We start from the raw sequence: 19,891 nt of genomic DNA on the forward strand, positions 1-19,891 counted from the left end.
GGCATCGTGCTCGCCGTCGCCGTGCTGCACGTCGCCGGCTGGAGTCTCTACCTGTACTGGAACAACCAGCCCGCCGCGGCCGGCGGCCTCGCCGGGGCCGGCACGCTGGCGTACCTGCTCGGCGTGCGGCACGCCTTCGACGCCGACCACATCGCGGCGATCGACGACACCACCCGGCTGATGCTGCTGCGCGGGCGGCGCCCGGTCGGGGTCGGCTTCTTCTTCGCCCTCGGGCACAGCGGGGTGGTGCTGCTGCTGGCCCTGGTGGTCGGCCTCGCCTCGGCCAACCTCGCCGGCCCCGGCCTGGCCGACGCGCGCGAGGTGGGCGCCACCGTCGCGGTCCTCACCGCCACGATCTTCCTCGCCCTCGTCGCGGTGCTCAACGCGGCGGTGCTGGCGGGCCTGGCGCGGCTGTGGCGCCGCCTGCGCCACGGCGACCTCGACGAGCACGAGCTGGACCTGCACCTGCTCAACCGGGGGCTGGTGCAGCGCGTGCTCGGCTCCCGGGCCCGCGCGCTGGTGCGTTCCTCCTGGCACATGGCGCCGGTCGGGTTCCTCTTCGGCCTCGGCCTGGAGACCGCCAGCGAGGTGACCCTGCTCGCCCTGTCGGCCAGCACCGCCGCCGCCGGCGGGCTGCCCGTGCTCGCCCTGCTCACCCTGCCGCTGCTCTTCGCCGCCGGCATGTCCGCCATGGACACCGCCGACAGCCTGCTGATGAGCCGCGCCTACTCGTGGGCGTACCGGCACCCGGCCCGGCGGCTCTACTACAACCTGGCCACCACGGCGGTGACCGTGCTGGTCGGTGGCCTCGTCGCCAGCGTCTACGCCGCCGGCCTGCTGGTCGACCACCTCGGGGTGTCGGCGCTGGCGGGGTACGCGGGGTTCGCCGACCACTTCGAGCAGCTCGGGTACGCCGTCGTGGCCCTCTTCGTGCTCGCCTGGGTCGGCGCGGTGGCGCTGTGGAAGCTGCGCCGCTACGACGAGCGCTACGGCGCCGGGGCGGTGCGGCCGTGACCCGGGTCGTGCACCCCATCGAGCGGGAGTCGTACCGGATCCTGCGCTCCCGCGTGGACCTCGCGCACCTGCCGCCGCTGACCCGCGCCGTCACCGAGCGGGTGGTGCACGCCAGCGCCGACCTCGATTACGTCACCGACCTGGTCTGCGACGAGGCGGCCCTGGCCGGCGGGCTGGCCGCCCTGCGCGCCGGCGTGCCGGTGGTCACCGACGTGGCGATGGTGGCCGCCGGCATAACCGGGCGCGAGACGGTCTGCCCGGTCGCCGAGCCGGCCGCCGCCGACCTGGCCCGCGCGGCCGGGATCACCCGGTCGGCGGCGGCGGTGCGGATCGCCCTGGACCGGGTCGGCCCCGGCGCGGTGTGGGTGGTCGGCTGCGCGCCGACCGCGCTGGAGGAACTGATCACCCTGGACGCCCGGCCGGCGCTGGTCGTCGGGCTGCCGGTGGGCTTCGTGGGCGCCGCCGAGTCGAAGGCGGCGCTGCGGGCCAGCGGCCTGCCCGGGGTGTCCAACCGGGGCGAGAAGGGCGGCTCGGCGGTCGCCGCCGCCGCCCTCAACGCCCTGCTGTACGTGGAGGAGGAGCAGTGACCGCTCTGGTCATCGTCGGGCACGGCACGCGCAGCGCGGCCGGGGTCGACCAGTTCGTCGCGTTCGTCGAGCGGGTCCGCCGCCGCGCCGCCGGCACCCTCGGCGACGTCGAGGGCGGCTTCATCGAGCTGTCCCGGCCGCCGCTGACCGACGCGGTCGGCGCGCTCGTCGACCGGGGCCACCGGTCGCTGGTCGCGCTGCCGCTGGTGCTGACCGCCGCCGGGCACGGCAAGGGCGACATCCCGGCCGCGCTGGCCCGCGAACGGCAGCGCCACCCCGGGCTCAGCTACGTCTACGGCCGGCCGCTGGGCCCGCACCCGCTGCTGCACACCGCCCTGGAGCAGCGCATCGATGCCGCGCTGGGCGGTGACGACCGGGCCGGCACCTGGGTGGCGCTGATCGGGCGCGGCTCCACCGACCCGGACGCCAACGCCGAGGTCGCGAAGGTGGCCCGGCTGCTCTGGGAGGGGCGCGGCTACGCCGGCGTGGAGCCCGGCTTCATCTCCCTGGCGGAGCCGTCGGTGCCGGCGGTGCTGGACCGGCTGCGCCGGTTGGGCGCGCGGCGGATCGTCGTCGCGCCGTACTTCCTCTTCGCCGGGGTGCTGCCCGACCGCATCGTCGCCCAGTCGGCCGACTTCGCCGCCGCCCACCCGGACCTGGACGTGCGGGTCGCCGACCTGATCGGCGACTGCGACGCCCTCGCCGACCTCGTCCTCGAGCGGCACGCCGAGGCGCGCGGCGGCGACATCCGGATGAACTGCGACACCTGCGCGTACCGGGTCCTGATGCCGGGCTTCGCCGACAAGGTGGGCCGGCCGCAGACCCCGCACGACCACCCCGACGACCCGGTCGACGGCCACGGCCACCATCACCACGACCACCACCACGGCCAGCACGACCACGGCCAGCACGACCACGGCCAGCACGACCACGGCCAGCACGGCCACGGCCGGCACCGGCACGACGGCGGGGGTCCGCGCCGGGGGCACGTCGTGGTGGTCGGCGGGGGGCCCGGACCCGAGGATCTCATCACCGTACGGGGCAGGGCGCTGCTCGACGAGGCGGACGTGGTGGTGGTCGACCGGCTCGCCCCGCGCGGGCTGCTCGCCGGGCTGCGCCCCGGGGTGGAGGTAATCGACGCGGCGAAGGTGCCCCGTGGGCCGTCGATGGGGCAGGACGCCATCAACGCCGCCCTCGTCGCGCACGCCCGCGCGGGCCGGCGGGTGGTCCGGCTCAAGGGCGGCGACCCGTACGTCTTCGGGCGCGGCCACGAGGAGGTCCAGGCCTGCGCGGCGGCCGGGGTGGAGGTGACCGTGGTCCCGGGAGTGACCAGCGCGGTCGCCGCCGCGGCCCTGGCCGGGGTGCCGGTCACCCACCGGGGCGTCGCGCACGACGTCACCGTCGTCTCCGGGCACCTGCCGCCCGGGCACCCGGACTCGCTTGTCGACTGGGCGGCGCTGGGCCGGGCCCGGGGCACGGTGGTGCTGCTGATGGCCGTGGACACGGTCGGCAAGATCGCGACGGCGCTTGTCGAGCACGGCCGTGCCCCGGACACCCCGGTCCTCGCGGTGCAGGACGCCGGGCACCCCGGGCAGCGTACGGTGACCGCCCGGCTGGACGAGATCGGCGCGGTCGCGGCCCGGGAGGGGATCGGCCCGCCGGCCGTCTTCGTGCTCGGCCCGGTGGTCGCGCTGGCCGCCCCGGCCGCGCCCGCCTGAGCCGACCGGCGGGGGCGCCGGTGCGACCGCCCCCGCCGGTCACCCGGGCGGACGGCGCAGCGACGCCGGGTCGGCCGGTCGGTGCCGGGGCGAGGCCCGCCGGCCCGTAGGCGACCGGGGCAGGTGATGCGGGCGCCGCCGGTCAGCCGGCCACTGCCCGGGCCAGGGCGAAGCCGGCGCCGGCGGCGGCGAGCCCGGCGGCCACGCTTGCCAACGCGTTGGCCAGGGCGAGGAGCCGCCGGCCCCGCCGGGCCAGCCGCAGCGTCTCGTAGCCGAAGGTGGAGTACGTGGTCAGCGCGCCGCAGAAGCCGGTGCCGAGCAGCGCGCCGGCGGCCGGACCGACCGGCAGCCCGACCAGGAGGCCGAGCAGCAGCGACCCGAGTGCGTTGACGGTCAGCGTGCCCCACGGGAAGGCCGACCCGAGCCGCGCCTGCACGGCCCGGTCGGTGAGATAGCGCAGCGGCGCGCCGAGGGCCGCGCCGACCGCGATCAGCAGCACGGTCATCGCCCGCCCCCGCCGTCCGCCGCCCGGCCGAGCAGCCGGCCGGCGAGCGCGTCGCCGAGCCAGACCGCCGCCAGCGCGCCCAGCAGCGTCGCGGCCAGGTAGCCCAGGGCCACGGCCGGGGCGCCGGCGGCGAGCGCCCGGTGGACGTCTACCGCGTACGTCGAGAAGGTGGTGTAGCCGCCGAGCACCCCCACGCCGAGGAACGGGCGCAGCAGCGGCCGACCGCCACCGGCCCTCCCGAGCGCCGCCATCAGGACGCCGATCAGGAGGCACCCGGTCAGGTTGACGCCGAAGGTGGCCCACGGGAAGTCGGTGGGGCCGTGCGGCAGGGCGTGCTGGAGGGCGGCCCGGGCCAGGGCGCCGAGCGCGCCGCCGGCGGCGACGGCGCCGAGCACCGCCCCGGGGCGGGCGGCCAGCTCGCCCCGGTCGGCGGGGACGCTCAGGTCGACGTCGGGGTCGACGCGCGGGTCCGGTCCGGACATCTCTCCTCCCCGCCGGTGCCACGGGCGGGGACCGTCGGTGCGTGGTCGTCAGCCTAGTGCCCGCCCGCGGCGGGCGTCCGGGCGTCCCGGTGGCCCGGACGCCGTCAGCGCACCCCGGCGACGGCGGCGTCGGTGCCGCCCCGCCACACCGTGCCCACCTCGGCGAAGCCGGCGGCGGCCAGCGCGGACAGGTGCCAGAACACCGGCGGGATCCACTCCGGACTGTGCCCGGTCGGGTAGATGGCGTGCCGCTGCGCGACGAGCGGGCCCAGCGTCGGGTCGGCCGCCGCCCGCTCCCACCACTCCGCCCAGGACAGGGCGGCTCCGGCGGCGTACCGGGCCGACCGGCGGTCGCGGGCCCGGTCGAGCAGGCGCTTGCTGAGCTGCGGCAGCGCGTCGTCCGGCATGTGGTCGGCGTTGACGAGGATCCCGCCGGGGCGCAGCAGGTCGCGCAGCTCGGCGTAGAGCCGGCTGAGCCGCTCCGCCGGCAGCCAGTGCAGCGCGGTGGCGGTGAGCACGGCGTCGTAGTCGCGGTGGGGGAGCGCGGTCTGCCAGTCGGGCCGGCCGAGGTCGGCGGTGACGACGGTGACCCGGTCGCCGAGGGAGGCGCGGGCGAGGGCGAGCAGGGCCGGGTCGAGGTCCACGAGCGTCACCTCGGCGTCGGGGAAGCGGCGCAGCGTCCGGTCGGCGATGCTGCCCGTGCCGCCGGCCAGGTCGAGCAGCCGGAGCCGGTCGCCGTCGCGGACCGCGTCGACGGCGTCGAGCATCGCGGTGAACCGGTGCTCCCGGTCCGGCAGGTACGCCTCCTGCTGGCGGTCCCAGCTCTCCTGCCAGGCCGCCGTATCGGTGATGTAAGGACTCATGCCGATCAGGCTAGTTACGCGAACGGGCCGCGTCCAGAGCTTGTTGCCACTATTTTGCAACTGCGATGCTGTGGCAGTTTCGGGCTGCGCCCGGTGTCCCGGCCCGCCACGCCGGCCCGCCACGCCGGGCCGCCGTTTCGTCCCGATCGACCGGGGGCATAAGCCTCACCAGGGGATTCGTCGAGAGGGGGATCGCGATGGCCGACACGACGACGGCGTCGAGTACGCGTCCGTCCGGGTCCGCATCGAACGGCCGGCGCTCGCCCGGCCGGGCCGGGCGAGCCGGGGGGCCGCCGTTCCGCAAGCCGAGGTGGCCCAAGGCGTACGCCTTCGCGTTGGTGACCGGGGCGCTGTTCCTGGTCTCCTGGATCGGCCAGTTCGTCTTCCAGGCGACGGTGGAGAGCAACGAGGCCAGCCAGCACGGCCAGTCCTTCGCCTGGGCCGAGTTCCTGCCGCAGTTCCTCGCGTCCACCTTCGAGAACTGGCAGTCCGAGTTCCTCCAGCTGATCTGGCAGGCGGCGGGCCTGGCCCTGTTCTACTACTGGGGCTCCTCCCAGTCGCGGGAGTCCGACGAGCGGATCGAGGCCAAGCTGGACGCGCTGCTGCGCGAGCGCAACCTGGACCCGGAGAACCCGTGACGTGCCGGTGACCGGGGAGCGCGTCACGCCCGGCGCGACGCCGCGCACCGGCTGAGCGCCGGAGCCGCCGAGCGTCCGGCCCGCCGGTGGTGCGGTGCGGCCGGTCGGCGTACCGTACCAAGATCGGCGGCCGGGGCGGCCCGGCTCCGGGGCGACCCGACGGTGTCCGTACCTGCTCCCGCCGCCGCGCCACCGTGACGTGCAGGAGGCACCGATGCAGGACCGCGCCCCGCGCCCCGAGGAGCTGGAGCCGATCGAGCGGGCGAGCGTCGACGAGCTGCGCGCGGTGCAGCGGGAGCGGCTGCGATGGTCGCTGCGGCACGCGTACGACAACGTCCCGCACTACCGGAAGGCCTTCGACGCCGCCGGGGTGCACCCCGACGACTGCCGGGACCTGGCCGACCTGGCCCGCTTCCCGTTCACCGGCAAGGCGGAGCTGCGGGAGAACTACCCGTTCGGCATGTTCGCCGTGCCGCGCGAGCGGATCGCCCGGCTGCACGCCTCCTCCGGCACCACCGGCCGGCCGACCGTGGTCGGCTACACCGCCGAGGACCTGAGGACCTGGGCCCGGCTGATGGCCCGGTCGATCCGGGCCGCCGGCGGCCGCCCCGGCGACCGGGTGCACGTCGCGTACGGCTACGGGCTGTTCACCGGCGGGCTCGGCGCGCACTACGGCGCGGAGGAGCTGGGCTGCACCGTCATCCCCGTCTCCGGCGGGATGACCGAACGCCAGGCGATGCTGATCCGGGACTTCGAGCCCGACGTCATCATGGTCACCCCCAGCTACCTGCTCGCGATCGTCGACGAGCTGGAACGGCAGGGCGTCGACCCGCGCCGCACCTCGCTCCAGGTGGGGATCTTCGGCGCGGAGCCGTGGACCGAGGACATGCGCCGGGAGCTGGAGCAGCGCCTCGACATGCACGCCGTCGACATCTACGGCCTGTCCGAGGTGATGGGCCCGGGCGTGGCCAACGAGTGCGTGGAGACCAAGGACGGGCTGCACCTGTGGGAGGACCACTTCTATCCGGAGATCGTCGACCCGGTCACCGGCGAGGTGCTGCCCGACGGCGAGCGCGGCGAGCTGGTACTCACCTCGCTGACGCGGGAGGCGATGCCGGTCGTCCGCTACCGGACCCGCGACCTGACCCGGCTGCTGCCCGGCACCGCCCGCCCGATGCGACGGATCGAGAAGATCACCGGGCGCAGCGACGACATGATGATCGTGCGCGGGGTGAACGTCTTCCCCACCCAGATCGAGGAGCTGATCCTGCGCACGCCGCAGCTGTCGCCGCACTTCCAGTGCGTCCTCGGGCGGCAGGGCCGGATGGACACGCTGACCGTCCGCGTGGAGCGGCGGCCGGGGGTGGCCGCCGAGGCCGCGGAGCGGGCCGGCGTCGCGCTGGTCGGGCTGGTCAAGAACACGATCGGAGTGAGCGTGGCGGTCGAGGTGATCGCCCCCGACGGGGTGGAGCGGTCGGTGGGCAAGATGCGGCGGATCGTCGACCAGCGGCGGGGCGGCTGAGGTGGCCGGGCGCAACGCCGCGTACGACATGTTCGACGCCGACGTGGCGTCCAGGGGGCTCGGCATCGAGCTGGTCGACGCCGCCGGGGGGACGGCGGTGGCCCGGATGCGGGTGACCGGCGCGATGGTCAACGGCCACGCCATCGCCCACGGCGGCTTCGTCTTCCTGCTCGCCGACACCGCCTTCGCGCTCGCCTGCAACAGCCACGGGCCGGTCACCGTCGCCGCGGGCGGCGAGATCACCTTCGTCCGGCCCGCCCGCGAGGGCGATCTGCTGACCGCTTACGCCACCGAGCGCACCCGGTACGGGCGCAGCGGCATCTACGACGTCACCGTCACCCGCGACGGCGGCGAGGTGGTCGCCGAGTTCCGTGGCCGCAGCCGCGCCCTGCCCACGACCGCAGACTGAGCAGGGGATCGGTCCGGTCGGCACCACCACCCGCCGGCCAGCCATCCGCCAGCCGGCCCACCACCCACCGGCCAGCCGGCCCGTCGGCCTGCCCACCGGCCGACCCGGCGCGGCTAAGATCGAAACGTGCGAGTGCTGGTGGTCTCCGCGCCGTTGATCGGGCACGTCCTTCCCTTGCTGCCGCTGGCCGGCGCGCTGCGCGACGGCGGGCACGAGGTGCTCGTCGCCACCGCCGCCGACGCCCTGCGGGCGGAGCGGTCCGGGCTGCCGGTGCGCGACGTCGCGCCCGCGTTCGACTTCGGACGGATCGCCCGCGGGATGATGCTGCGCCACCCGCTGATCGCCCGCGCCGAGCTGGCCGGCACCGGCGGCACCCGGGGCGCCGGGCTGCTCTTCGGCGCGGTCAACGACCAGATCGCCGACGGGGTCGTCGCCGTCGCCGAGGAGTGGAAGCCCGATCTGGTGATCCACGAGCCGTTCGCGGTGGCCGGGGCGCTCGCGGCGGCGAAGCGTGGCGTGCCCGCCGTACGCCAGGAGAACTCCCTCTTCGACGGCCGGGAGCTGGTCCGGGCCACCCTCGCGCGGCTGGGCGCGGCCCTGCGCCGGCACGGCCTGGCGGAGCTGCCGCCCCCGGCCGCCGCGATCGCCGTCGCGCCACCCAGCCTGCTGCACCAGGACGGCTGGCCCATGCGCTACGCCGCCGACGCCGGCGGCGGCGAGCTGCCCGACTGGCTGCGCGAGCCGGGGCGGCGCCCGCGGGTGCTGGTCAGCCGCAGCACCGTCGCCGGCCCCGGCAGCGCCGGGCCGATGCCGGCGGTCGTCGCCGCCGCCGACCGGGTCGACGCCGAGTTCGTCCTGGTCCGCCCGGACGCGCGGCTGGCCCGCCGGGCGCTGCCCGGCAACGTGCGCACCGTCGACTGGATCCCGCTGCCCGAGGCGCTGCCGGCGAGCGCGGCGCTGGTCCACCACGGCGGCGCGGGCAGCGTCCTCACCGCCCTGATCGCGGGGGTGCCGCAACTGGCGACCGTCGGGCCCGGCGACCGGCGGCACAACGCCGAGCTGGTGGCCGCGCGGGGCGCCGGCCTCGCGGTGCCGGCGCGCGGCATCACCGCCGACACGCTGAGCCGGCTCGTCGACGACCCGGCGCTGCGCGACGCGGCCCGCGAGGTCAGCGCCGAGATCGCCGCCATGCCGGGGCCGGAGGACCTGGTGCGGCGGCTGGAGTCGCTGCGCTGACGCCGGATCCGCGCCCGCGCGGCGGCCCGGTCCCGCGCCGGGTGTGGGGCAGGATGCGCCCATGGGACACGTCGTGCTGTTTCACTCCGTCTACGGGCTGCGGCCCGCCGTGCTGACGGCCGCCGACCGGCTGCGCGCCGCCGGGCACACCGTCGTCACCCCCGACCTCTACGGCGAGCCGGCCGCGGAGACGGTGGAGGACGGCTTCGCCCTGCTCCGCAAGATCGGCCAGGAGGCCGTGCTGGATCGGGCCCGGTATGCCCTGCGCGAGGCGCCGGCCGACGCGGTGCTGGCCGGGTTCTCGATGGGCGCCGGGGTGGCCGGCGCGATGCTCGCCGAGCGTCCCGACGCCGCGGCGCTGCTGCTGCTCTGCGGCACCGGCGGCGAGCCGGAGACGGTCCGGCCCGGCCTGCCGGTGCAGCTGCACCTGGGCGACCCGGACGAATACGACGCGGAGCCGGAGGTCGAGCAGTGGCGGCGGGCGATGACCGAGGCCGGCGCGGAGCTCTCCGTCCACCGTTATCCCGGCGTCGGGCACCTCTACACCGACCCGGACCTGCCCGACCACGACCCGGCGGCGGCCGCGCGGACCTGGGAGCGGGCCATCGCCTTCCTCGCCGACCGCTGACGTGCGTACGCCCGGCAGCGGCACGCCGGCGCACCTGGCCTCTGACGTCCGTCGGTGGCCCACCGCGCGACGGTCGCCTCGACGTGGGCGGCGTTCAGGGTCGGGCTGTCGGCGCGGTCGGTCGGTCGGCCGGCTCCCCCGGGGCCGTGGCCGGAGTGGAGTTGGTGTCGATGGTCGTCTCGAACACCTTGAGCAGCAGCCGGTGTAGGGTCGTCCGCTGGCGCTCGGTCAGGCCGGCGAGCAGGCCATGGTCCAGCGCGACTCCGGTGTGGCGCAGTTCGTCGACTGCCGCCCGGCCGGCGGCGGTGATGACGACGGTGCGCTTGCGGCGGTCCGTCCGATCGCTGGTACGCGTGATCAGTTCGCGGGCTTCGAGCGTGTCGAAGATCGGCACGGCGTTGCGTGGATCGACGCCGATTGCCGCGCTGAGCCGCTGCTGGTGCGTCTCACCGTGTTCGTCGAGCGTCATGAGCACCCCGAAGTGGTATGGGGTCAGTCCGCGCTCGGACAGCGTCCGGGCCCACCGGCGACGTGACTCGGCACCGAGCCGGGCCAGCAGGAAGCCGGTGCTGACCCTCGACTCCGTCGGCTCACCGGCTCGCTCTTGCGCCATCGCGCGATCGTAGCCCACTATGCTCATGAGCTACGACATTCATGGATTATGACTATCAGGCCGATGGGTGCCGCTGCGACCGGGCGCGGCCTGCCCAGGTCGCGGAAGAGGAGTCGTGGTGAGCGAACCAGCTGTCCTGATGGAAGGCGTGGTGTTCGGGGAGTCGCCCCGCTGGCGCGACGGCAGGGTGTGGTTCTCCGACTGGGGCGCGAACCAGGTGATCGCGCTCGACACCGACGGCAGCCACGAGGTGGTGGCCACCGTCGCGTCGTTCCCGATGTGCATCGACTTCCTGCCGGACGGGCGGCTGCTCGTCGTCGACTCGGCCCGGCAGCGGCTGCTGCGCCGTGAGCCGGACGGGTCGTTGGTCCGCCACGCCGACCTTTCCCCGATCTCGCGGAAGCCGTGGAACGACATCGTGGTCGACGAGCACGGCAACGCCTACGTCAACAGCATCGGGTTCGACTTTCCCGGCGGCGAGTTCGCCCCGGGCCTGATCGCGCTCGTCACGCCCGACGGCGCCGTCGAGCAGGTCGCCGGCGACCTCGCCTTCCCCAACGGCATGGCGATCAGCCCGGACGGCGCCACCCTGGTCGTCGCCGAGTCCTACGCGAACCGGCTCACGGCCTACGACATCGACAGCGACGGTCGCCTCGGCAGCCCGCGCGCCTGGGCTGACACGCCCGGCGACCACCCCGACGGGATCTGCTTCGACGCCGAGGGCGCGATCTGGTACGCCGACGTCGGCAACCAGCACTGCGTCCGCGTCCGCCAGGGCGGTGACGTGCTGGCCACCGTCGACCTGGATCGCGGCGCCTTCGCCTGCACGCTCAGCCGCGACCACGACCCGCGCCTGTTCGTCGTCGGCCAGCACTGGGCCGGACCCGAGCGGTCGCGACCCAGCGGGCGGGTCGTGGCCTTCCCGGCACCCGCGCCGGGAGCCGGCAGGCCCTGACCCCGACCGCGCGTCTCGCAGCCTCCACCCGGGGAGGCGTCGCGACGGTCACGCCGCGGTCGCCGCGCCTCGATGGCCGTCGTGTTGCGCTCCGGCGCCGGTTTCCGGGAGGCCACTCCACGCTCGGAGATGCGATCTCGCGCGGCGTCGACGCGATCGAGCTCGCCGGAGCCCCGCCGGATCCGGGCGCGGGCCGGGCCGGCGTACGGTCGGCAGGGCGACGAGGACCGGGCCGGCCCCGGTCGGCACGGCGGGTGGCGCGGACGGGGCGGCGCCGGCGACTCCCGCCGGCGGCTGCCCGTCCCCGGCGGGCGCGCCGACCCGGCCGTCCGCCGCGGCGGTTCCCGACGCGGGTACGGCGGGGGTGGCGGGCGGCGGCACCGGACGGAGGTGGGCGCGCTGCCCGGCCGGTGCCACGGCGCCCGACGGCCCTCCGGCGCGGCGGGCGAACGCGGCCCGCACCGCCCTCGGCAGCCGGGCGTACGCGACCGCGTGGAGCACCGGGTCGGCGACGGCGTACCGGCCGTCGGGCCGGACGGCCAGCAGGCCCGACGCGGCGAGGGCGCGCAGCTCCGGCAGGGCCCGGGCGGGCGTCCAGCCCAGCAGGCGCGCCACCGACGACGCGGTGGCCCCCGCGCCGAGGGCCGCGGCGGCCATCAACGCGCCCCGCCGCGCGCCGTCGAGGCGGTCCAGCCGGGCGTCGACCTCGCGGCGAACCGCCTCGGGCACGGGCAGCCGTGCCGGCGGCGCCGGGTCGAGCGCCGCCACGTACGCGGCGGCCCGGCCGGGGTTGCCGTCGACCAGCGGCAGCAGGCGAGCGGCCTGCGCCGCGGGCCGGTCGGCCCGGCCCAGCAGGTGGCGCAGCAGCCGGCCGGCCTCCACCGCGCGCAGCGGCGGGACGTCCAGCCGGTGCCGGCGGCCCCGGGACCCGGGCAGCACGTCCGCCCACTCCGGACGGTGCACCGCCACCACCGCCAGCGGCAGGGACCGCGCGGTGGCCGCCGCGAAGAGCCGGTGCAGGAAGCGGTTCAGCTCGCCGGTGCCCCGGTCGAGATCGTCCACCGCCACCACCACCGGCTGCCGAGCGGCGAGCGCCAGCAGCGCCTCCCGCGCCACCTCGGCGCCCCGCGCCGCACCGCGCGAGGCGTCCGGCCCGGCCAGCAGTTCCTCCAGCGCGTACACCGCCTCGGTCAGGCCGGCCGGCGGCACCAGGCCCGCGAGGGCGGCGGTGAGCCGCCGGCGTACCGCCGCGGGCGGGTCGTCCGGGTCGAGGCCGGCGAGCCCGCGCACCAGGTCCGCGACGGGCGCCAGGGCCCGCGGGTACGGCGGGCAGGGCGCGACGCACCAGCGCACCGGCACGTCGTCCACCGTCGTCACCGCGCGCCGCAACTCGTGCAGCAGCCGGCTGCGCCCGCTACCGGCGGGGCCGACCAGCGACAGCCAGCGCGGGCTGCGGTGCCGCACGGCCCGGACGATCAGATCCCGGGCCGCGGCCAGCTCCCGCCGCCGCCCGACCAGCGGACCCTCGTGCCGGACCGGGGCCGGCCGGGCCGTGCCGGTGGCGTGCCACACGTCGACCGGCACCGCCTTGCCCGCGAGGGCCACCGGCGGGACACGGCGCTGGTCGATCAGCCCCGCGGTGGCCCGTCGGGTGGCATCGCAGAGCGCCACCCCGCCGGGCGGGGCGTACTCCTGCAATCGGGCGGCGGTGGTGATCACCGCGCCGCTGGCCGAGGCGTGCCCGCCGTCGTGCGTCGCGGCGAGGTCCACCAGCGCCTCGCCGGTGGCGATGCCGACCCGGACCCGTAGCCGCAGCGTGCCGGGCAGCCGGCGCCGGTCGAGGGCCGGCTGGATCTCCAGCGCCGCCCGCACCGCCCGGTACGCGTCGAACCCGTCGGACTCGCGGGCCCCGAACAGCGCCATGACCGCGTCGCCGATGTACTTCTCGACCACCCCGTGCCACCGGCGCAGCACCCCGGCGACGGTGTCGAAGTAGGCCCGTTGCAGGGCACGCACATCCTCGGGGTCGAGCCGGTCGACGAGCGCGGTGGACCCGACGATGTCGGCGAACAGCACGGTGACCGTGCGTCTCTCCTCCGGCACCGGCCAGTCTGCCGGCGCGACACGTCGTGGACCAGCGACGATGGTGGGCATAGGCATGGGCATGGGCATGGGCATCGCACCTGCCTTTCCCCCCGTTGGCTGACGACGCCTCGGACACTGTCACTCCGCGGCCGCCGGGGGATCCGCAGAACGACGTATGTCGGCCACACCCAACCTTTGGTCGCAATGTCGACGCGAGGAGTACCACAGGGGCGAAAGACCCGTAGAACGGTGCGGGGACGTGTGACTAGGCTGCGTGCCATGGCCAGCGATGTGGACACCGCACCGCTCGTCGGCCGGGCCGACCTGGTGACGGCGGTGCGGTCCGCGCTGCTCGGCGAGGTCGCACAGGGGCACACCGCCGCGGTCTTCCTCACCGGCGAGAGCGGGGTGGGCAAGACGCGGCTGCTGCGCGAGGTGAGCACCCGGCTGCGCGACGCGGGCGCCCTGGTGCTCACCGGGTCCTGTCTGGACATCGGCGACGCGTCGCCGCTGCACCCCCTGCTGCAGGCGCTGCGCCGCTTCGACGCCGAGCTGACCGGTGCCCAGGCCCGGACCTCCTCGGCGGTCCGCAGCCTCCTGCGGGTGTTCGCCGACGAGACCGCCGGCCCGGACGGCGCGGGGGCGCTGCTGGAGCGGGTCTCCCGGGGGCTGCACCTGATCGCCGAGGGGCGCCCGCTCGTGCTCGTCCTGGACGACCTCCAGTGGGTCGACCGCAGCACCCGCCAGTTGCTGCTCTACCTGCTCGCCGGCCTCGGTGACCTTCAACTCTCCGTGCTCGCCGCGGTACGGGCCGAGTCGTTGCAGGGCGCGCACCCGCTGCGCCGGGTGCTCACGGAGCTGCGCCGGCTGCGTACGGTGCGGGTGCTCGACCTCGCCCCGCTCGACCGGGCCGGCACCGACCAGCTCGCCGCCGCGGTGGTCGGCCGGCCGCTGGCGCCGGAGGCGGCGGAGCTGGTGTGGCAGCGCAGCGGCGGCAACCCCTTCGTGGTGGAGGAGCTGGCCCGCGACCTGCGCGACGGCCGCGACGGGCTCTCCGACACGCTGCGCGAGATCTTCCTGGCCCGGGTCGACGCGCTGCCGCAGCACGCGCACGCGGTGGTGCACGCGGTGGCGGCCGGCGTCGAGCCGGTGGCGCACTGGCTGCTGGCGCGGGTGACGCGGCTGCCCGAGGACGAGCTGATCGAGGCGGTCCGCGCCGCCGTCGCCCACCGGCTGCTGGTCGGCGCGGACGACGGCTACCGGCTGCGGCACCGGCTGGTCGCCGAGGTGCTGGAGCACGAGCTGCTGCCGGCCGAGCGCGCGGCCCTGCACCGCCGCTACGCCGAGGCGCTCACCTCGGCCCCGGCGGAGCTGCACCAGGCCCGCCTGGCGCACCACTGGCGGCTGGCCGGCGAGCCGGCGCGGGCGCTGCCGGCGGCCATGGCGGCCGCCCGCGAGGCCGAGCGGCTGCACGGCTGGGCCGAGGCGCACCGGCACTGGTCGGTCGCGTTGCAGCTGGCCGGTGGGCCCGGCACGCGCCCGCCGGACGTGGACCGGGTGACCCTGCTGGAGCACGCCGCCGAGGCCGCCCACCACTGTGGCGAGCACGCCCGCGCGCTGGCCCTGCTCGAGGAGTTGGCCGACGCCGACCGGCCGTCCTGCGCGCTGCACATCCGGCGCGCCCGCTACCTGGCCGCCGCCGGCCGGTCCGCGCTCGCCGAGGCGGAGTACCAGCGCGCCCTGGAGGCCCCCGACTGCACGCCCCGGGAACGGGCCACCGCCGCGGCGCACCTGGCGGAGCTGCTGCTGCACCTCGGCCGGTACGCCGACGCGGGCCGGCGGGCCCGGGAGGCGCTGGAGCTGTCCGCCGCGGTCGACGGCTCCACGTCGGAGGTGGTGCTGGCCAGCGCGGCGCTCGGGTTCTCCGAGGCGTACCTGGAGGACCCGGACGCGGGGCTGGCGGTGATGCGCCGGGCGCTGGAGACGGCCGAGCGTTCCGGCCGCCCCGAGGACGTGGCCTGCGCGTACCTGCACCTGGCCGAGCTGCTGACCGGGCCGCTGAACGTGCTCGAGGAGGGCGTCGTCGTCGCCCGGCGGGGCGCCGAGCGGGTGGCCGAGCTGGGCTTGGGCCGCACCTGGGAGACCCGGCTGCTGGCGATCGCCACCAACGGGCTGTTCCGGGTGGGGCAGTGGGCGGAGGCGGAGAAGGTCGTCGCGGCGGCGCTGCGGCACCGACCCTCCGGCGCGGACGCGGTCGAGCTGCTGCTGGCCCGCTGCCGGCTGTCGGTGGGCTACGGCGACATCGAGGCGGCCGACCGCGACCTGGACGCGGTGGCCACCGTGCTCGCCGGCGGCGGGGCGCGGCACGTGATCCCGCTGCTCACCCTGCGGGCGGGGCTGGCCATGTGGCAGGGGCGGCACGACCTCGCCCGGCAGGCGGTGCAGCGCGGCCTGACCGAGAGCCGCTCCGACGACGTGGGCATCCTGGCCGCGCTGGTGTGGCACGGCCTGCGGGCCGAGGCGGAGGCGCACGCCAGCCGGACGATCGCCGTGGACGAGACCGCGGTGCGCCGGCTGCGGGAGGTCGCCGAGCGGGTCGCCCGCAAGAGCGAGCACGCCGCCCGGCCGGTGCGCGACGTGGTCGACGGCTTCCTGGCGCTGTGCGCCGCCGAGGTGAGCCGCCTCGACGGCAGCGACCCGGAGCTGTGGGCCCGGTCGGTGGCGCAGTGGGACCGGCGCCACCACCCCTATCCGGCGGCCTACTCCCGGCTGCGCCAGGCCGAGGCGCTGCTGGCCCGGCGCAGCCGCAGCGCCACGGCGGGCAAGTTGCTGCGGCAGGCGTACCAGGTGGCGCAGGGGCTCGGCGCGGTGCCGTTGACCTCGGAGATCCGGACCCTCGCGGGCCGGGCGCGGGTGTCGCTGGAGGACCGGCCGGTCGCCTCCGCGCCGGCCGCCGGCCCCGAGGGAGACGAGCTGGCGGTGCTGACCGCCCGGGAGCGGGAGGTGCTCGCCGCCGTCGCCGAGGGCCTGACGAACCGGGAGATCGGCCAGCGGCTGTTCATCAGCGAGCGGACCATCGGCGTGCACGTCTCGCACATCTTCGACAAGCTCCAGGTCCGCACCCGGGTGCAGGCCAGCGCCATCTTCCTGCGTAACCGGCCCGGCTGAGGCGCGTACGGATACGTCGTTCTACTGATCCGGCCGACCGTCGTCGGCTGGCAGAGTGTGCGGCGTCGACGACGGCACGGGGTGCCCCGGACCACTGTGGAGGAGAGATGACGGAACCGGTGTGGGGGCCCGTGCATCGGGACATCGTCGACCTGCTCGCCGACCACCCCGCCGACGTGCCGGCGGTCGTCGACCACCTCACCAAGCTCCAGGACCTGCTGGTCCGGCTGCCTCCGCTGGAGGCGAGCTGCCCGTTGGCCGACTTCAACAAGCTCTACCTGACGATCACCGAGAGCGTGCTGAACGGGCTCTACGACGACCGTTTCTCCGACCCGGTGTTCCTGTCGCGCCTCGACGTGGAGTTCGCCGCCCGCTACTTCGACGCGATGCGGCTGTGGACCGACTCCAGCCCGGGCACGCCGAAGGCGTGGGCGTGCCTGTTCGAGCGGATGCGGGGGCCGGACGCCCGCCCGCTGCCGTCGGCGGCCGCCGGGGTGAACGCGCACATCAACTTCGACCTGCCGTTCGCGCTGGTGACCACGTTCGACAGCCTGGAGTCGGAGCCGGTCGACGGCACCGACCAGCACCGCGACTACCTCGAGATCAACAACATCTTCGCCGACAAGATCCCCGGCCTGCGGCGCGGCTACCTGGAGCGCTGGCAGCTGCTCATCGACATGCTCAACGGCGACATCGACGACTGGTACCAGGGGGAACTGGTCGAGTACACGCGCGACGTCGCCTGGCGCAACGCGCAGAAGATCTGGCGGTGCCGGCACGACCCGGCCGCCCACGAGTGTGAGCGCGCGCGGCTGGACGACACCGCCGCGGCGCTCGGTCGGCTGCTGCTGTCGCCCCTCGGGGCGTTCCTGCAGTAGCCGGGACGGGGGGTCCCCGCGCTCCGCACCGGCAACCAGGCGGAGCGCGGGGACGCGTCCCGGGCCGCCGTCGCCGCCCGGACCCGCCGGCCGGGGTGTCGGCGCGGCGGCCGGGCTCTGCCTCCGTCTCGCCGAGCCGGTGCACGCCCTGCCGCCGGCGGCTGGCTCCGGCACCCGGGTGCGACCGTCGCCGACCCGGCGGCCCTGGCCGCGGCGCTGCCCCCGCCGGGGCTGTCGAGCTGAATCGTCTGCGACATCAGCCGCCGCGGCGGGAGCCTTTCCTGCCTGGTGGGTGGGGCACGGGGCACCGGGTTCGCCGTTCCGGCGGGCGGCCGGCGGGAGACCGCCTACGGTCGGGTCAGGGCCGCTAGGTGGTGGGGACGGGGCATGGCTGACGAGCACGGGGCGAGACCGCGGCGCACGCGCGCCCGCCGCCCGCCGCCCGCCGGCCCCGGGCGGGACCTGCGCGCCGCACGCGACCCCACCCGCCCCGGCGGCCGCAACGGCCGCCCGGTCGCCGTTCCGGAGGTCGTGCCCAGCCCCAGCCGGCCGGCCGCCCCGCTCAGCCCGTTGCGCCGGTGGCTGTTCCTGCACCGGGTGCAGCCGGTGGGCCCGGAGGCGGCGGAGGGCCAGACCCGCTCGCACGCCTGGTGGCAGGTCATGTGCCTGACCGGGGTGGACTACTTCTCCACCCTGTCGTACCTGCCCGGGATCGCGGCGTTGGCGGCCGGGGCGCTCTCCCCGCTGGCGACCCTGCTGATCGTCGCGCTGACCCTGCTCGGGATGCTGCCGATGTACCGGCGGGTGGCCCGGGAGAGCCCGCACGGGCAGGGCTCGGTGGCGATGCTGGAGCGGCTGCTGCCGTTCTGGCGCGGCAAGGTCTTCGTGCTGGTCCTGCTCGGCTTCGTGGCCACCTCCTGGATCATCACGATCACCCTCTCCTCGGCCGACGCCACCGTGCACCTGCTGGAGAACCCGCTGGTGCCCGAGGGCGTCGGTGGCACGGCCGTCGCCGTCGGCGTCACCGTCGTGCTGCTGCTGGTCCTGGGCGGGGTCTTCCTGCTCGGCTTCCGCGAGGCGGTGGCGGTGGCCATCCCGCTCGTCGCCGTCTTCCTGGCGCTGAACGCGGTGATCGTCGCGGTCTCGGTGGCCGAGATCGCGGCGGAGCCGGGGACGCTGACGGACTGGACCGCCGCCCTGGCCGCGGGCGGCGACCCCGGTGACGTGGCGCTGACCGCCGTGCTGGCCTTCCCACTGCTGGTGCTCGGGCTCTCCGGCTTCGAGACCGGGGTAAGCATGATGCCGCTGGTGGCCGGCAAGGGCGCCGACCGCGAGGCCCGGCTGGCGGCGCGGATCCGCAACACCCGTCGGATGCTCGCCACCGCCGCGCTGGTCATGTCGGTCTACCTGGTCTCGACCTCACTGGTCACCACGGTGCTGATCCCCGCCGGTGAGTTCGCGCCGGGCGGGGCGGCCAACGGCCGGGCGTTGGCGTACCTCGCCCACGAGCACGTCGGCGAGGCATTCGGCACCGTCTACGACGTCAGCAGCGCGCTGATCCTCTGGTTCGCCGGCGCCTCGGCGATGGCCGGCCTGATCAACATCGTGCCCCGCTACCTGCCCACCTACGGCATGGCGCCGGAGTGGGCGCGGGCGGTGCGGCCGGTCGTGATCGTCTACACCCTGGTCAGCGTCGCGATCACCGTGGTCTTCCGGGCCGACGTCAACGACCAGGCCGGCGCGTACGCCACCGGGATCCTCGCCATGATGGTCTCCGCCGCCGTGGCGGTCACCATCTCCGCGATCCGCCGCCGGGAGCGCGCCGCCGCCGTCGGCTTCGCCGTGCTCACCCTCGTCCTGCTGTACGCCCTGGCCGAGAACGTGATCGCCAAGCCGGACGGCATCACCATCTCGGCCCTGTTCATCCTCGGCATCGTCGCCGTCTCGCTGATCTCGCGGGTGAGCCGGACCACCGAGCTGCGCGCGGAGCGGATCGAGTTCGACGAGCCGGCGCGGCGGTTCATCGCCGATTCGCTGGCGCACGACGGCCGGCTGCACCTCATCGCCCACAAGCGGGCCCGCGGCGCCGTGAAGGAGTACACGGTCAAGGAGCGGGCGCAGCGGGGGATGAACCCGGTCCCCGGCGAGGGCGACGTCCTCTTCCTGGAGATCGACGTGGTCGACCCGTCGAAGTTCAGTGAGGTGCTGCGGGTGCACGGCGTGGAGGTCGGCGGCTTCCGGGTGCTGCGGGCAAGCAGCCCGGCGGCGCCGAACGCGATCGCGGCGATCCTGCTGGCGCTGCGCGACGCCACCGGCGTCCGCCCGCACGCCCACTTCGAGTGGTCCGAGGGGAACCCCCTCGCGCACCTGCTGCGCTACCTCATCCTCGGCCGGGGCGACACGCCGCCGGTGGTCCGGGAGATCCTGCGCAAGTCCGAGCCGGACCCGACCCGCCGGCCGGGCATCCACGTCGGCGGCTGACGCGGCGGCGCGTGCCGGTACGGTCCGCTCGACCCGGTATACGCCTTCCCAAAGGTGAACACTACGTTTCTTCATCTTCGACTGACTTGCCCGAGTTTCGCTCGTATCG

The 19,891-nt window shown here is 76.1% G+C and carries 17 protein-coding genes; 12 read left to right on the forward strand and 5 right to left on the reverse strand.

The window, feature by feature from the left end; all coding sequences use genetic code 11:
• The first annotated feature begins 21 nt into the window (after window positions 1-21).
• The 3 genes from ACGF7U_RS20765 to cobA are packed head-to-tail and all read left to right on the forward strand — an operon-like array spanning window position 22 to window position 3,319.
• Window positions 22-1,014: a HoxN/HupN/NixA family nickel/cobalt transporter gene (locus ACGF7U_RS20765; protein ID WP_393109216.1), complete on the forward strand. Its 993-nt coding sequence runs from the start codon at window positions 22-24 to the stop codon at window positions 1,012-1,014.
• Window positions 1,011-1,601, forward strand: a complete 591-nt coding sequence (locus ACGF7U_RS20770; protein WP_393108919.1) for a precorrin-8X methylmutase — start codon at window positions 1,011-1,013, stop codon at window positions 1,599-1,601. Before ACGF7U_RS20765 ends, ACGF7U_RS20770 begins: the two co-directional genes overlap by 4 nt.
• Window positions 1,598-3,319, forward strand: coding sequence for a uroporphyrinogen-III C-methyltransferase (gene cobA, locus ACGF7U_RS20775; protein WP_393108921.1), 1,722 nt, complete (start codon window positions 1,598-1,600; stop codon window positions 3,317-3,319). Before ACGF7U_RS20770 ends, cobA begins: the two co-directional genes overlap by 4 nt.
• Before the next feature lie 142 nt (window positions 3,320-3,461).
• Here the strand turns inward: cobA and crcB are convergent, their stop codons facing one another.
• The 3 genes from crcB to ACGF7U_RS20790 all read right to left on the reverse strand — a co-directional run bounded on the left by crcB (window position 3,462) and on the right by ACGF7U_RS20790 (window position 5,169).
• Entirely contained in the window at window positions 3,462-3,824 is a 363-nt protein-coding gene (gene crcB / locus ACGF7U_RS20780) for a fluoride efflux transporter CrcB (RefSeq protein ID WP_393108923.1), read from the reverse strand.
• Window positions 3,821-4,306 carry a fluoride efflux transporter FluC gene (locus ACGF7U_RS20785; protein ID WP_393108925.1) on the reverse strand — a complete coding sequence of 162 codons (486 nt, stop codon included), beginning with the start codon at window positions 4,304-4,306 and terminating at the stop codon, window positions 3,821-3,823. Before ACGF7U_RS20785 ends, crcB begins: the two co-directional genes overlap by 4 nt.
• Before the next feature lie 104 nt (window positions 4,307-4,410).
• Complete coding sequence (locus ACGF7U_RS20790; RefSeq protein ID WP_393108927.1) at window positions 4,411-5,169, reverse strand: class I SAM-dependent methyltransferase; 759 nt, start codon at window positions 5,167-5,169, stop codon at window positions 4,411-4,413.
• A 197-nt stretch (window positions 5,170-5,366) separates the two neighbouring features.
• Between ACGF7U_RS20790 and ACGF7U_RS20795 the strand changes: the two genes are divergently transcribed.
• The 5 genes from ACGF7U_RS20795 to ACGF7U_RS20815 all read left to right on the forward strand — a co-directional run bounded on the left by ACGF7U_RS20795 (window position 5,367) and on the right by ACGF7U_RS20815 (window position 9,602).
• Entirely contained in the window at window positions 5,367-5,807 is a 441-nt protein-coding gene (locus tag ACGF7U_RS20795; RefSeq protein WP_393108929.1) for a DUF6766 family protein, read from the forward strand.
• A gap of 214 nt (window positions 5,808-6,021) precedes the next feature.
• Entirely contained in the window at window positions 6,022-7,329 is a 1,308-nt protein-coding gene (gene paaK / locus ACGF7U_RS20800) for a phenylacetate--CoA ligase PaaK (protein ID WP_393108931.1), read from the forward strand.
• A gap of 28 nt (window positions 7,330-7,357) precedes the next feature.
• Window positions 7,358-7,738, forward strand: coding sequence for a hydroxyphenylacetyl-CoA thioesterase PaaI (gene paaI / locus ACGF7U_RS20805; protein ID WP_393109218.1), 381 nt, complete (start codon window positions 7,358-7,360; stop codon window positions 7,736-7,738).
• A gap of 126 nt (window positions 7,739-7,864) precedes the next feature.
• Window positions 7,865-8,974, forward strand: coding sequence for a nucleotide disphospho-sugar-binding domain-containing protein (locus ACGF7U_RS20810; protein WP_393108933.1), 1,110 nt, complete (start codon window positions 7,865-7,867; stop codon window positions 8,972-8,974).
• Window positions 8,975-9,035: 61 nt separating this feature from the next.
• On the forward strand, window positions 9,036-9,602 hold the full coding sequence (locus ACGF7U_RS20815; protein ID WP_393108935.1) for a dienelactone hydrolase family protein: 567 nt from the start codon (window positions 9,036-9,038) through the stop codon (window positions 9,600-9,602).
• Window positions 9,603-9,696: 94 nt separating this feature from the next.
• On the opposite strand, the gene ACGF7U_RS20820 is transcribed toward ACGF7U_RS20815, so the two are convergent.
• Window positions 9,697-10,215, reverse strand: coding sequence for a MarR family winged helix-turn-helix transcriptional regulator (locus tag ACGF7U_RS20820; RefSeq protein ID WP_393108937.1), 519 nt, complete (start codon window positions 10,213-10,215; stop codon window positions 9,697-9,699).
• Between the two features lie 118 nt (window positions 10,216-10,333).
• On the opposite strand from ACGF7U_RS20820, the gene ACGF7U_RS20825 reads away from it, so the two are divergent.
• Window positions 10,334-11,170, forward strand: a complete 837-nt coding sequence (locus tag ACGF7U_RS20825) for an SMP-30/gluconolactonase/LRE family protein (RefSeq protein WP_393108939.1) — start codon at window positions 10,334-10,336, stop codon at window positions 11,168-11,170.
• Window positions 11,171-11,218: 48 nt separating this feature from the next.
• On the opposite strand, the gene ACGF7U_RS20830 is transcribed toward ACGF7U_RS20825, so the two are convergent.
• Complete coding sequence (locus ACGF7U_RS20830) at window positions 11,219-13,273, reverse strand: adenylate/guanylate cyclase domain-containing protein (RefSeq protein ID WP_393108941.1); 2,055 nt, start codon at window positions 13,271-13,273, stop codon at window positions 11,219-11,221.
• Window positions 13,274-13,534: 261 nt separating this feature from the next.
• Here ACGF7U_RS20830 and ACGF7U_RS20835 point away from each other — a divergent pair, with 261 nt between their 5' ends.
• From ACGF7U_RS20835 to ACGF7U_RS20845, 3 genes are all read left to right on the forward strand, one after another.
• The gene (locus ACGF7U_RS20835) at window positions 13,535-16,423 is read left to right on the forward strand and encodes a helix-turn-helix transcriptional regulator (protein WP_393108943.1); all 2,889 of its coding nucleotides are present in this window, start codon (window positions 13,535-13,537) and stop codon (window positions 16,421-16,423) included.
• Window positions 16,424-16,530: 107 nt separating this feature from the next.
• Window positions 16,531-17,301, forward strand: a complete 771-nt coding sequence (locus ACGF7U_RS20840; protein WP_393108945.1) for a DUF5995 family protein — start codon at window positions 16,531-16,533, stop codon at window positions 17,299-17,301.
• 387 nt (window positions 17,302-17,688) lie between these two features.
• Window positions 17,689-19,782, forward strand: coding sequence for an amino acid transporter (locus tag ACGF7U_RS20845; RefSeq protein ID WP_393108947.1), 2,094 nt, complete (start codon window positions 17,689-17,691; stop codon window positions 19,780-19,782).
• The last annotated feature ends 109 nt before the right edge of the window (window positions 19,783-19,891 follow it).

It is taken from the genome of Micromonospora sp. NPDC047670, from assembly GCF_043204915.1.
Taxonomy (GTDB): domain Bacteria; phylum Actinomycetota; class Actinomycetes; order Mycobacteriales; family Micromonosporaceae; genus Micromonospora.